General features: G+C 67.0%; 12 protein-coding genes and 1 rRNA gene. 5 read left to right on the plus strand and 8 right to left on the minus strand.

Features of this window, described 5'->3' with window-relative positions; genetic code table 11:
- A 5S ribosomal RNA gene (gene rrf, locus AC1DSC_RS31585) occupies window positions 1-108 on the plus strand; the annotation flags it as partial.
- A 109-nt stretch (window positions 109-217) separates the two neighbouring features.
- Here the strand turns inward: rrf and AC1DSC_RS31590 are convergent.
- From AC1DSC_RS31590 to hppD, 5 genes are all read right to left on the minus strand, one after another.
- Window positions 218-1,147 (minus strand): MBL fold metallo-hydrolase, encoded by a 930-nt coding sequence (locus tag AC1DSC_RS31590; RefSeq protein ID WP_478132028.1) that lies wholly within the window; start codon window positions 1,145-1,147, stop codon window positions 218-220.
- Window positions 1,148-2,839, minus strand: coding sequence for an AMP-binding protein (locus AC1DSC_RS31595; protein WP_018907091.1), 1,692 nt, complete (start codon window positions 2,837-2,839; stop codon window positions 1,148-1,150).
- 143 nt (window positions 2,840-2,982) lie between these two features.
- Window positions 2,983-3,861 (minus strand): phenylalanine 4-monooxygenase, encoded by an 879-nt coding sequence (gene phhA / locus AC1DSC_RS31600; RefSeq protein ID WP_015867529.1) that lies wholly within the window; start codon window positions 3,859-3,861, stop codon window positions 2,983-2,985.
- Window positions 3,862-3,878: 17 nt separating this feature from the next.
- The gene (locus AC1DSC_RS31605) at window positions 3,879-4,679 is read right to left on the minus strand and encodes a transporter substrate-binding domain-containing protein (protein ID WP_015867528.1); all 801 of its coding nucleotides are present in this window, start codon (window positions 4,677-4,679) and stop codon (window positions 3,879-3,881) included.
- 28 nt (window positions 4,680-4,707) lie between these two features.
- The gene (hppD, locus tag AC1DSC_RS31610; RefSeq protein ID WP_015867527.1) at window positions 4,708-5,835 is read right to left on the minus strand and encodes a 4-hydroxyphenylpyruvate dioxygenase; all 1,128 of its coding nucleotides are present in this window, start codon (window positions 5,833-5,835) and stop codon (window positions 4,708-4,710) included.
- Between the two features lie 154 nt (window positions 5,836-5,989).
- Between hppD and AC1DSC_RS31615 the strand changes: the two genes are divergently transcribed.
- The 4 genes from AC1DSC_RS31615 to lnt all read left to right on the plus strand — a co-directional run bounded on the left by AC1DSC_RS31615 (window position 5,990) and on the right by lnt (window position 9,858).
- Entirely contained in the window at window positions 5,990-6,463 is a 474-nt protein-coding gene (locus tag AC1DSC_RS31615; protein ID WP_015867526.1) for an Lrp/AsnC family transcriptional regulator, read from the plus strand.
- Between the two features lie 109 nt (window positions 6,464-6,572).
- The gene (locus AC1DSC_RS31620; RefSeq protein WP_015867525.1) at window positions 6,573-7,301 is read left to right on the plus strand and encodes a GNAT family N-acetyltransferase; all 729 of its coding nucleotides are present in this window, start codon (window positions 6,573-6,575) and stop codon (window positions 7,299-7,301) included.
- An 89-nt stretch (window positions 7,302-7,390) separates the two neighbouring features.
- The gene (locus tag AC1DSC_RS31625; protein WP_015867524.1) at window positions 7,391-8,269 is read left to right on the plus strand and encodes an HlyC/CorC family transporter; all 879 of its coding nucleotides are present in this window, start codon (window positions 7,391-7,393) and stop codon (window positions 8,267-8,269) included.
- Entirely contained in the window at window positions 8,269-9,858 is a 1,590-nt protein-coding gene (gene lnt, locus AC1DSC_RS31630; protein ID WP_436288090.1) for an apolipoprotein N-acyltransferase, read from the plus strand. The genes AC1DSC_RS31625 and lnt overlap by 1 nt, the downstream gene beginning before the upstream one ends.
- 22 nt (window positions 9,859-9,880) lie before the next feature.
- Here lnt and AC1DSC_RS31635 read toward each other — a convergent pair whose 3' ends face one another.
- Genes AC1DSC_RS31635 through AC1DSC_RS31645 form a run of 3 tightly spaced genes read right to left on the minus strand, consistent with a single transcriptional unit; the run spans window position 9,881 to window position 12,894 of the window.
- The gene (locus AC1DSC_RS31635) at window positions 9,881-11,254 is read right to left on the minus strand and encodes an FAD-binding oxidoreductase (protein WP_436037202.1); all 1,374 of its coding nucleotides are present in this window, start codon (window positions 11,252-11,254) and stop codon (window positions 9,881-9,883) included.
- A 9-nt stretch (window positions 11,255-11,263) separates the two neighbouring features.
- Window positions 11,264-12,067, minus strand: a complete 804-nt coding sequence (locus AC1DSC_RS31640) for an ABC transporter permease (protein ID WP_015867521.1) — start codon at window positions 12,065-12,067, stop codon at window positions 11,264-11,266.
- Entirely contained in the window at window positions 12,064-12,894 is an 831-nt protein-coding gene (locus AC1DSC_RS31645) for an ABC transporter ATP-binding protein (RefSeq protein ID WP_018907087.1), read from the minus strand. Before AC1DSC_RS31645 ends, AC1DSC_RS31640 begins: the two co-directional genes overlap by 4 nt.
- Between the last annotated feature and the right edge of the window lies 1 nt (window position 12,895).

The raw sequence follows: 12,895 nt of genomic DNA on the forward strand, positions 1-12,895 counted from the left end.
TGACCATAGCGACGTGGTACCACTCCTTCCCATCCCGAACAGGACAGTGAAACGCGTCAGCGCCGATGATAGTGCGGGTTCCCGTGTGAAAGTAGGTCATCGTCAGGCTCTTACAGCCAGGAAAAGCCCAACACGGTGTGTTGGGCTTTTTTCTTTGCAGCTTTAAAAAGCGCGTCATCTTGCGGTGACGCGCTTTTTTTATTCCAGCAGACAAAGATCAGATATTGCGGATGCCCGAGGAGTCCATCTCCGCCGCACCTGCGCCGATCAGCTCGTGCAAGACGTCCCCGGCCAGTTGCTCCAATTCCACGTCGGCAAAGAAGCGCGAACGAACGATATCCAGATACGACGTGCTGCGGACCCAGGCTTTCCAGTCGTCAAGGGCGATGGACTGCACCTCCAGCAGCTTGAACTTCATGAGCACCTTGATGGCGTGCCGCGCATGCTTCACGGGATCGCGCTGAAGACCCTCGAGCCGGCGGCGCGCCGTGGCCAAGGCTTTGCCGGCATCGCCGAAGACCGAACCATGGCCCGGGATCACCTGCAGCGGCCCCAGCACCTCGATCCGGTCCAGGGTCGCCGCCATGTCACCGAACGACGGTTCGCCCACGAGTTCAGGAAAGGCGACGCCGAAGCCGTTTTCCCACAGGGCGTCCGCCGAGATCAGCGTCCGTGAAGCGGGATCGAAGAGGATGATCGAGTGGGGATCATGGCCAGGCGCGCCATGCACCTGCCACGGGATGCCGCCGAGCATGCATTCGGTCCCGGGCCGCAAGAGGCCGGTGAACCGGAACCGCGGGCAGGTCTGTCCCGTCGCAAGAAAACTCAGCCCGCGCTCATCCCACCGCTCCACCAACGCCGCCTCGCCGGGCGGAATGTCTGTCCGGACCGCCGGGTAGCGCTGCTGCAGCGCCGCGTTGCCGCCGCAATGGTCGCTGTGCAGATGCGTATTCACGATGCGGTCGAGTGGCCGGCCGCCCAGTGCCGATTCGACCAGTGCCAGTGTCTGATCGGCATGCGTGCAGTACCCGGTGTCGACCAGCGTGGTCTCGCCGGCCCCGGTGAACAGGATGTTGTTCGACGACAGCCAGCCGCGCTCGAAGACCACCAGATTCGCCGGCAGCCCGGCCGCGGCGCGATCGTTCATTCAGGCGCCCGCGCTGGTGCGCAACTCGCGCCGCAGGATCTTCCCGACATTGGTCTTCGGCAGCGAGTCGCGGAATTCGATGTGCTTGGGCCGCTTGTAGCCGGTGAGCTGTCCATTGCAGTATTGCAGCACGGCTTCCTCGGTGAGCGCCGCATCCTTGCGCACGACAAAAACCTTGATCGCCTCGCCCTGCTTTTCGTCGGGCACACCGACAGCCGCGCACTCGACGACGCCGGGACACAGCGAAATGACGTTCTCCAGTTCGTTCGGAAAGACGTTGAAGCCGCTCACCAGGATCATGTCCTTCTTGCGGTCGACGATGCGGCTGTAACCATCCTCTTGCATGACGGCGATGTCGCCGGTGCGCATGAAGCCATCGGGCGTGAAGGCAGCGGCGGTCTCGGCGGGCTGGTTGTAGTAGCCGGTCATGACGTTGGGCCCCTTGATGCAGAGCTCGCCCGGCGTGCCGACGGGCAGGGAGTTGCCTTCGTCGTCCTTGATGGCGATCTCGATGCTGGGCAGCGGCAAGCCGATGGTGCCGGTGAAGCTGGTGTTCGACACCGGGTTGTTGGTGCCGATCGCGCAGGTCTCGCTCATGCCCCAGCCTTCGATCATCGGGCAGCCGGTGGCCTCGAACCAGCGCCGTGCCGTGCCTTCGGAGGCGGCCATTCCGCCCGCCTGCGAAACGAACAGCGTGGAGAAATCGATCGACTTGAACCCGGGGTGCATCAAGAGCGCATTGAAGAGCGTGTTCACCGCCGGCAGCATGTGGAAGGGCCGCTTCTTGAGCACCGCAATGAACTTGCCGAAATCGCGCGGATTGGGAATCAGCGTCATGTGCGAGCCCTGGCGGATGACCAGGAGGCAAAGCGTGAGCGCGAAGATGTGATAGAGCGGCAGCGCCGCGATGCTGTTGACCTTGGCCAGGTCGCCCGCCCGCGACAGCGCCGGCGTGAACCAGGCCTCCGCCTGCAGCGTGGCCGCGACGATGTTGCGGTGGGTCAGCACCGCGCCCTTGGACAAACCCGTGGTGCCGCCGGTGTATTGCAGGAACGCGATCGAATCGAGCGTGCTCTGGTCCGGCGCCAGCGCGCGCCCGCGCCCTTCTTCGATGACCTTGGAAAACGGCGTGACGCTGCGGCCGTTGCCCAGCGGCAGCTTGTACGGCGGAACCATCTTCGCCAGGTGGCGGACCGCCACCGTGATCCAGGCGCCATAGAGTCCGCCGAGCAGGTCGCCCATCGAAGTGACGACCACGTGCTTGACGGGCGTGCGCTCGATCACCTGTTCCAGCGTCGCGGCGAAGTTCTCGAGGATGACGATGGCCGTGGCGCCCGAATCCTTGAGCTGGTGCTCGAGCTCGCGCGCCGTGTAGAGCGGATTGACGTTGACGCAGGTGTAGCCGGCGCGCAGCACGCCGCACATCGTGACCGCGAACTGGGGCACGTTGGGCAGCATGATGGCGACCCGCGCGCCGGGCTCGAGGCCCAGCGATTGCAGCCACGCGCCCAGGGCCTTCGACAGCGTGTCGAGCTCGCCATACGACATCCAGCGCTCCATGCAAACCGAGAACGGCCGATCGGCATAGCGGGCGAAGGCCTCGTCGAACATGTGGGGCAGGGACCGGTACTGCCCGGGGTCGATCTCGTGCGGCACGCCGGCCGGATAGTTCTGTCGCGCGGATGTCTGCATGCAAGCTCCTTTTGCGCGGATTGTGGGAGCCAGACACATCTGGCCGCCAGCGGGCTTGTCCTAGGAGCAGGGCATGCGCTGTCGCGCACGCGATAGTGAACCGCAGCGCATGCATGCCGCCGCAATCACTTCGAAAGGAGCGTTCAGGCCCGGCCGGACTCGCCCGGCAGCAGCACCCCGGCCGGAATGTCGGGCAGGGCGTCGAGCGCCTGGTAGAGCGGCGTGAAGTCGGGAGCCGTGAGGTCGAAGAGCTGCGCGAAGCTCTCGATCACGAAGTAGTTGCTCTGGTAGGTGTCGATCTTGTAGCTCGTGCGCATGGTGCGCAGCAGGTCGAGCGGCAGCCGGTGCGGCTCGTCGCTGCGCACGGCGTGCTGCAGTTCGCCGACGGAACTCAGGATGCCGGCGCCGTAGGCTCGCAGGCCGTCGGGCTGGCGGATCAGGCCGAACTCGACCGTGTACCAGTACAGCCGCGCGAGCTTCTCGCCCGCGCCGAGCTCATGCGCCTTGATGCCTCCCTGGCCATAGCGCTGCACGTAGTCGGCAAAGACCGGGTCGAACAGCATCGGCACATGGCCGAACAGGTCGTGGAACACGTCGGGCTCGACGATGTAGTTGAACTCCTCGGGCTTGCGGATCCAGTCGGTCACCGGAAACTTGCGGTTTGCGAGCAAGGTGAAGAACGGCAGCTCGGGAATCAGCCCCGGCACCGCCACGATTTCCCAGCCGGTGGCGCGGTGCAGCCGCTCGTTGATCTCCTCGAAGCGAGGGATGCGGTCCTTCACGCCCAGCAGCGGCAGCGCCTTGATGAATGCGTCGCAGGCGAGGCCCGGCAGCTGCGCGGCCTGGCGTTCGTAGAGCCGCTGGTAGGTCTCGTGGTCGGCCGGCGTGTAGCTGGCCCAGTCCTGCGGGCAGGTGTAGTCGGCAAGCACCGCCCCGCCGCGCGAGTAGTCGCCGCGCGGCGGACGGTCCGAAGCGCCGTAGACGGCGGGCGTGACGACAGCGGCTGCTGCAGGGGTGTCCATGGGAATGCTCTTTCGGTTTATTTGAGCCAGCGGTCCATCACGCGCTGGAAGTCGCCGCCGGCTTGCTGCAGGTGCAGCCATTGGTCGACGTAGGCCTTGAAGGCCACGTCGTCGCGCGGCAGCATCCAGGCCATTTCGCCGTATTGCAGCGGCTTGTCGGGGTTGATCGCGCACAGGCCCGGCTTGAGCTTCTGCTGCGTGATGGCTTCGGCGGATTCGGTCACGAACACGTCGGCGCGGTTGGCAAGGATCTCGTCGAAGATCGTCACGTTCTCGCCGTGCAGCGTGAGCTTGGCCTGCTTGAAGTTGGCGCGCGCAAAGCGCTCGTTGCTGCCGCCCGGATTGAAGATCACGCGGGTGGAAGGCTTGTCGATGTCGGCCACGCTCTGGTACTTGGCAACGTCGGCGCAGCGCGCAATGGGCGCCTTGCCGTTCACCATGTAGGGCGCGCTGAAGAAGGCGCGCTTTTGCCGGTCGGTGGTCACGGAAACGCCGCCCACGGCGATGTCGCACTTGCCGGCGCCGAGGTCGGGCAGCAGGTTGGCCCAGGTGGTCTTGACCCATTCGGGCTTGGCGCCGAGGCTGGCGCTGAAGCCCGCCATGAGATCGACGTCGATGCCCTCGAACGCGCCGTCGGCCTTCTGGAAGCTGAAGGGCTTGTAGTCGCCCGGCGTGCAGATGCGCAGCACCGCCGCCTTCTGCACCGCGTCGAGGTGCGAGCCGCCCGCCGGGGCGGCCGGCGCCATGGCGCAGCCCGAAAGAAGAACAGCGGCGGTTGCCGCAGTGAGGGTCAAGCCGATCGAGAACGTGCTGCGCATGGAGGCTCCTGGCCAGTGAAAAAGGCGCTTATTTTGCGGCCGACAGCACGCCGCGGCGCATCTGGTCGAGCTCGATGCTTTCGAACAGCGCCTTGAAGTTGCCGTTGCCGAAACCGTCGTCGCCCTTGCGCTGGATGAACTCGAAGAAGATCGGGCCGAGCTGGTTCTCGCTGAAGATCTGCAGCAGCAGCGCGTCCTTCTTGCCGTCGATCAGGATCTTGCGCTTCTGCAGCTCGGCCACGCTTTCGCCATGGCCGGGAATGCGCTTGTCGACCAGCTCGTAGTAGGTGTCGATGGTGTCGAGCAGGGTGACGCCGTTGGCGCGCAGCGCGTCGACGGTCTCGTACAGGTTGTCCGAGCCCATCGCGATGTGCTGGATGCCTTCGCCGCGGTACATGTCCAGGTACTCCTGGATCTGGCCGGCCTGCTCCTTGCCTTCTTCATTGATGGGGATGCGGATCTTGCCGCAGGGGCTGGTCATGGCCTTGCTCTTCACGCCCGTGACCTGGCCTTCGATGTCGAAGTACTTGATCTCGCGGAAGTTGAAGAGCTTCTCGTAGAAGCCGGCCCAGACGTTCATGCGGCCGCGGTACACGTTGTGCGTGAGATGGTCGATGTAGGTCAGGCCGTTGCCCTTCGGCGCCAGCGCATCCTGCGAGGCCACGCCCGGCAGCGGCTCGAAGTCGACGTCGTAGAAGCCGATGTTGCCGATGTCGCCCGGCTTCGCGCCGTTCTTGCCGGGCCAGCGGTCGACCAGGTAGATCAGGCTGTCGCCGATGCCCTTGATGGCGGGAATGTTCAATTCGCCCGGACCCGCCTTGTCGGCAAAGCCCCATGCGCCGAGCGAGATCGCGCGTTCGTAGGCCTGCTTGGCGTCCTGCACGCGGAAGGCGATGGCGCAGACGCTCGGGCCGTGTTCGCGCGCAAAGCGCTGCGCGAACGAATCGGGCTCGGCATTGACGATGAAATTGATGGTGCCCTGGCGGTACAGCAGCACGTTCTTGTGGCGGTGCCGCGCCACGGCCTTGAAGCCCATGCGCTCGAACACCTTGCCCATCGCGACCGGATCCGGCGCCGCGTATTCGATGAATTCGAAGCCGTCGGTTCCCATGGGGTTCTCCCAGGGCGTGAAGGGGGGCGCGTCGGTGTGGCTCATGGGGGTCTCCAGAAGTGGGGTTCGAATGAAGGAAATAGCGAACGGGTGGGCGAGAACGACCAGTGCTGCACTGTAGAGCGGATGCCACTCACGTTTTCAGCGTTATTGGGCGCCGAAGAGAGCTGCGGCGCAGTAAAACTGCGAAAATGCAGCCATGGAAGCACTAGACAAGATCGACAGGCTCATTCTGCGCACGCTGCAAGCAGACGGGCGCGCCACCTACGACCAGATCGCCGAACAGGTCAGCCTTTCCCCGAGCGCCGTGCTGCGGCGCGTCAAGCGGCTGGAGGAAAGCGGCGTCATCGACCGCTACGTCGCGCTTGTGCGCCCCGAAGTCATCGGCCTGGGGCTGACCGCCTACCTCAATGTGCGCCTCGAAAAGCACACCGAGACCCACAAGCGCAACCCCATGGACCTGTTCCGCGCCAGCGTCCAGACCTGGCCCGAAGTGGTCGAGTGCGCGGCGCTCACCGGCGAGATGGACTACCTGCTGCGCGTGGTGGTCGCCGACATGGGGCATTACAGCCGTTTCATCATGGACACCCTGCTCAAGCACCCCAGCGTGGAGGATTGCAAGACCAGCTTCGTGCTCGACCGTGTCAAGGCCACAACAGCCGTGCCGGTTTAGCCAGCTGATGGTTGCGTGAACGACACGCTCTCTGGTATTGGTTCACAAATGTCGCCCGAAAGTACCCCTGCAGGCTTAGTGTTTAAGGGAAAACCCTTATATTTGAGCCATGCTTACCGCCAAGACCCTCCTGAAGGCGTCTCTCGGCCTCGGCTCTTTCCTGAAGGCGCCGATGGTTGAGGCGCAACCGCGCGCAGCCTCTGCGCCGCAACCCGTCATGGTGCCGATCCGCTCGATCGGCCCGCGCGAGCGCGACCGCATCGCCCAGCACCTGCTGGCGCTCACGCCGCACGACCGCTACCTGCGCTTCGGCTACGCCGCGGGCGACGAGCAGGTGCAGCGCTACGTCGACGGGCTCGACTTCGAGCGCGACGAGCTCTTCGGCATCTACAACCGCCGGCTCGACCTGATCGCGATGGCCCACCTCGCGTTCGCGCCGGACGCGCAGCACAGCGACTGCGCCGAATTCGGCGTGTCGGTGGCGGCGCATGCGCGCGGCCGCGGCTACGGCGCGCGGCTGTTCGAGCGGGCCGTGGTCGTGGCGCGCAACGAAGGCGTGGGCATGCTCTTCATCCATGCGCTGAGCGAAAACGCCGCCATGCTGAAGATCGCCCGCAACGCCGGCGCCACCGTGGTGCGCAGCGGCTCGGAATCCGAAGCCCACCTGCAGCTGCCGAGCGCCACCTTCGACAGCCGCATGAGCGAGATCGCGCTCGAGCAGTACGCAGCGGTCGACTACCACCTCAAGACCCGCGCCAAGCAGTTCTGGGCCTTCCTGGCCAGCCTGCAGGAAGTGCGCAGCGGCATGCGGGACGCGCGCAGCAAGTCTGCCCCCTGAATACCCGAAAAGCGCCCCTGGCGGCCACGCGGTAGAGCCTGTCACGCGCAATCCGGTATCCTTGTATCTCTTCAACTACGCCTCCCGCAGTGGCCGACCCTCACCCTGAACGCGCACCCGTCGAACGGGAAGACAAGCGCGGCTTTCTCCAGAAGCTGGCCGAATTCATCCACCCCGGTCCCGACTCGCGCGACGAGTTGATCGAAACCCTCGCGGACGCCGAGGACAACGAGGTGATCGGCGCCGAATCGCGCGTCATGCTCGAGGGCGTGCTGCGCATGGCCGACATGACGGCCGGCGACGTGATGGTCGCGGCGCCGCGCATGGACCTGGTGAACATCGACGCGCCGTTCGACGCGCTGCTGCACCTGGTCATCGACACCGCGCACTCGCGCTTCCCGGTGTACGAGGGCGAGAAGGAAAACATCATCGGCATCCTGCTCGCGAAAGACCTGCTCAAGCTGCAGCGCGCGCCGGGGCTCAACATCCGCGCGCTGCTGCGGCCCGCGACCTTCATCCCCGAGAGCAAGGGCCTGAACGACCTGCTGCGCGAGTTCCGCGGCAACCGCAACCACCTGGCGATCGTGATCGACGAGTTCGGCCGCGTGGCCGGCCTCATCACCATCGAGGACGTGCTCGAGCAGATCGTTGGCGAGATCGAGGACGAGTTCGACATCGCCGAGGACGAGGGCGACATCTTCGGCCTGGCCGACCACACCTACCGCGTCTCGGGCGACACGCCGATCGAGCGCGTGGCCGAGGCCTTCGGCATCGTCTTCGACGAAGAGCAACTGAGCGAAGACTTCGACACCATCGGCGGGCTCATCGCGCACGAGATGGGGCACGTGCCCAAGCGCGGCGAGCACCACGCGATCGGCGGCTTCGACTTCGTGGTGCTGCACACCAAGGGCGGGGCCGTGCGCTGGTTCAAGGTGTCCCCGGCCCGCGGCAGCGACGCGGCCGACTGATGCCGCTGCCGGCAGCGGCCACGCTCCGCACGTCTCCCGCCTTTTCCGCCGTGGGCCTGCTGCGCTTGCTGGGCTTTGCCTTCGCGGGCCTCGCCCAGGCCGCGGCCATTGCCTGGCCCGCGAACGGCCGGCCGCTGTGGTGGCTGCAGCTTGTTTCGCTGGCGGTGCTCGTCGGACTGCTGGACTGGCTGCGCGCCGAGGGTGCGGGCTGGCGCCGCGCCGGGCTGCATGGCTGGCTTTTCTCGACCGCCTGGCTCACCGGCAGCTTCTGGTGGCTCTTCATTTCGATGCACACCTACGGCGGGCTGCCGGCGCCGCTCGCGGCCATTGCGGTGCTTTCGCTCGCGGCCGCGCTCGGGCTCTATTACGCGGCGGCCTGCGCCTGGTTCGTCGTTCGCGGGCCGCGCGGGCCGGTGGCCGGGGCGCTGGTGTTCGCCGCGCTGTGGACGCTGGCCGAGCTCGTGCGCGGCAGCTGGTTCACCGGCTTTCCCTGGGGCGCCGGCGGCTATGCGCACGTCGAGGGGCCGCTGGCGGCCTGGGCGCCGTGGATCGGCGTGTACGGCATCGGCGCGGTGGCTGCGCTGGTGGCCGCGCTGGTGGCGCTGACCCGGCCGGCGCGCAGCATCGCGCTCGCACAGGCCCTGGCGCTGGTCGCCGCTGCATTCGTCGCGCCGCACCTCGTGGCACCGCTGTCCGGCGACGCGCAGGGCGCCAGGGGTTCGAGCGGCAAGCTGCAGCTCGCGCTGCTGCAGGGCAACATCCCGCAGGACGAAAAATTCATTCCGGGCGGCGGCATCGACCTGGCGCTGCGCTGGTATGGAGAGCAGCTGCGCGATGCCAAGGCCTCGCTCGTGGTGACCCCCGAAACCGCACTGCCGCTGCTGCCGCAGCAACTGCCCGAGGGCTACCTGGAGGCGATCCAGGCGCGCTACAGCCAGGGCACGCAAGCGGCCATCGTCGGCCTGCCGCTGGGCGCCCAGGGCACCTACAGCAACGCGGTGCTCGGCTTCGAGCCCGGTGCGGCGCAGCCCTACCGCTACAGCAAGCACCACCTGGTTCCGTTCGGCGAATTCATTCCGCCGGGCTTTCGCTGGTTCATCCGCATGATGAACATCCCGCTCGGCGACTTCGCGCGCGGCGGCCTGGCGCAGGCGCCCTTTGCCTGGCAGGGCCAGCGCATTGCGCCGAACATCTGCTACGAAGACCTGTTCGGCGACGAGATCGGCGCCAACTTCAAGGACGAGGCCACGGCGCCGACCATCCTGCTCAACGTGAGCAACATCGCGTGGTTCGGCAACTCGGTGGCCATCGACCAGCACCTGGCCATCTCGCGCATGCGCTCGCTCGAATTCGCGCGGCCGATGGTGCGCGCCACCAACACCGGCGCCACGGTGGTCATCGATGCCGAAGGCCGCGTCACGCACCAGCTGCCGCGGCTCACGCGCGGCGTGCTCGAGGCCTCGGTCGAAGGCCGCACGGGGCTCACGCCCTTTGCGCGCTGGGTCGCGCCGTTCGGGCTGTGGCCGCTGTGGATTGCGGCGATCGCCATCATGGCCATCGCCTTCGTGCTGCGCCGGCGCCAGGGCTGACCCGGCGGCGTCCCCGTCGTCGTCAGACCTCCGCCGGCACCGCCTTCACGGGCCAGTCGCGCAGCTTGCCCGGGTTCAGCAGGCCCATCGGGTCGAAGCGCTTCTTCATCTCGATGACCTCGGGCGGCAGCGGCCCGCCCGCCTTGCCGTCCTCCACGATGTTCACGTGCGGGTTGTTGATGTGCACGCCGCGCGCGCGGTGGATGCCGATGATCTCGGCGAGCCGCTCCTCGGTGCTGAAGCGCACCAGCTGCAGCCCGCTGCAGGTCATGAGACCGGCCACGTTGCGGATGAACTCGGTGTGCATCATCACCTCGCCGCCCAGCAGCTGCTCCATCTCGATGATCTGCTCGACGTGCCGGCCCGGCACGAAGCCGCTCTGCAGGTAGGTGAGCGTCGGATCGACCTTGAGCGCATGCAGCGTGGTGTGGTTCCAGGTGAACTCCATCAGCGTGCGGTTGCTCTTTTGCACCTCGGCCGCGGTCCTGCGGTAGCTCACGGTGCCGCCGTGCGCCTCGGCCAGCTGCAGCATGGCCGGCTCGCAGGATTCGGCCACCAGCGACAGCACCGTGTGGCAGCCCTTGGGCAGGTGCGCCGCGAGTTGTGCCAGGTGGTCCGAGATCGGCGCGGCGAAGAAGGCGATCTCCCGCTTCACGATGCCGGGCGCATTCGCGAGCTTGTCGGCGAAGTGCAATGCATCCGCGAAGCTGTCGAAAGTCACCAGCGTCTCGAGCCAGGGATGCGCCGGCGCCAGTGCGATTTCCAGTTCCAGCACCAGCCCGTTGGTGCCCCAGAGGTGGTGCATGCGCATGGCTTCGGCGCCGCGCAACTCGATCACCTGCGGCTCGGGCTCGATGGTCATCGCGCGGATGCCCAGCACATTGCCGGGCGCGCCCAGCGGCCCGTAGTTGATGGAGCCCACGCCGCCGAAGCCACCGCCGAACAGGCCGCCGAGCGTGGCGCTGCGATAGGTGGAAGGCATGCTGCGCATCTCCTGGCCCGAGGGCCGGGTCTGCTTCTCGAGCTCGCCCAGGCGAATGCCGGCCTGTGCGCGGGCCACGCCGGGCTGCACCCACAGGAAGGCGTTGTAGCCGGTCATGTCGAGCACCACGCCACCCGCGAGCGGCGTGGTCTGGCCGTAGTTGCCGGTGCCGCTGCCGCGCAGCGTGATCGGCACGCCGCGGCGCGCGCAGGCACCGACCACGGCGCGGATCTCGTCCTCGGTGCGCGGACGCACGGCCACGTCGGCGCGCTTGTCCTTCAACTGGCGGTTGAGCACGGGGCTGAACCACGAGAAGTCCTGCGACAGGCGCGTGACGCGGCCCTCGTCGGTGATCCAGTCGAGGCCGGGCAGTTCGAGCCGCAGCTCTTCGATGGCGGAAATGGAGGCGGTCATGGTCAAGGTTCAATCCTGGGAAAGTTCGCTCGCGTGCCACGAGCCCAGCGCCAGCTTGGTGAGCCAGGCCATCAGCACGAAGAGCGCGACGCCGGTCAGCGAGATCAGCAGCAGGGCCGCGAACATGCGCGGGATGTTCAGCTGGAAGCCGGCCTGGAGGATCTGGTAGGCCAGGCCCGCGCCCGAGCCGCCGGTGCCGGCCACGAATTCGGCCACCACCGCGCCGATCAGCGCCAGGCCGCTCGAGATGCGCAGCCCGCCAAAGAAGTACGGCAGCGCGCTCGGGATGCGCAGCCGCACCAGCTGCTGCCAGCGCGTCGCGCGGTTGAGCTTGAAGTAGCTCTGCAGGTCGGGGTCGATGCTGCGCAGGCCGAGCGTGGTGTTGCTGATGATCGGGAACAGCGCCACCAGCGCGGCGCACACCGTCATCGCCGCCACCGGGTTCTTCACCCAGATGATGATGAGCGGCGCCACCGCCACGATGGGCGTGACCTGCAGCAGCACCGCATACGGAAAGAGCGCGGTCTCGATGCGCTTGCTCTGCACGAACAGGAACGAGATCAGCACCCCGGCGACGGTGGCCAGCAGGAACGACAGCAGCGTGATCTTGAGCGTGACCAGGAGCGCGCTGCCGAGCGGCGCCCAGTCGGTCACGAGCGTCTGCACCATGAGGAAGGGCGAGGGCACCAGGTAGGGCGGCAGCTCCATGGCCACCACCATCCATTGCCATAGCGCGACCAGCACTACGCCGATGAGCAGGGGATAGAGCACGCGCTGCACGCGCGGCTGGCTCAGGAGGGGCGGGCTTTTCATCGTGCGTGCTCCTCGTCGCCCTGGCTCGCGCGCAGCAGGCTGTCCTGCAGGCGCCTGGCGTGGCGCGCGAATTCCGGCGTCACCATGAAGTCGGGTGTGCGTGGATAGGGCTCGTCGATGTGGAACTGCTCCACCACGCGGCCCGGCCGCGCGGCCATCATCACCACGCGGGTCGACAGGAACACCGCCTCGTGGATCGAATGCGTCACGAAGATCACCGTGAGCTTCTTCTTGCGCCAGAGGTCGAGCAGGTCGGCGTCGAGCTTGTGGCGCGTGATCTCGTCGAGTGCGCCGAAGGGCTCGTCCATCAGCAGCAGGTCGGGCTGCGTGACCAGGCCGCGCGCGATCGACACGCGCATCTGCATGCCGCCCGAGAGCGCGCGCGGCAGTGCATCGGCAAACTTCTCGAGCCCCACCAGCGCGAGCGATTCCATCACCCGCGCGTCGGCCTCCTTGCGCGGCACGCCGGCCAGGTCGAGCGGCAGCCGAACGTTGGTGCGCACGCTGGCCCACGGCATCAGCGTGGCCGACTGGAACACGAAGGACAGCTTGTGCGGGCAGCTGTGGATCTCCGCCACGGGCTTGCGCCACACCAGCAGCCGCCCGTCGCTCGGCTCGAGCATGCCCGCCACCATCTTGAGCAGCGTGCTCTTGCCGCAGCCCGAAGGCCCGAGCAGCGTGACGAATTCGCCTTCGGCGATCGACAGGTCCACCGGCAGCAGCGCCTGCGTGCCGTTGGGGTAGGTCTTCTCGGCCGAGAGCACTTCCACCGCGGGCACGGCAGGCGCCGCGGGCGGCGCGAGGGTGTGGGGTTCGATGCGGTTCATG

This window comes from Variovorax sp. 01N425 (genome assembly GCF_056399465.1).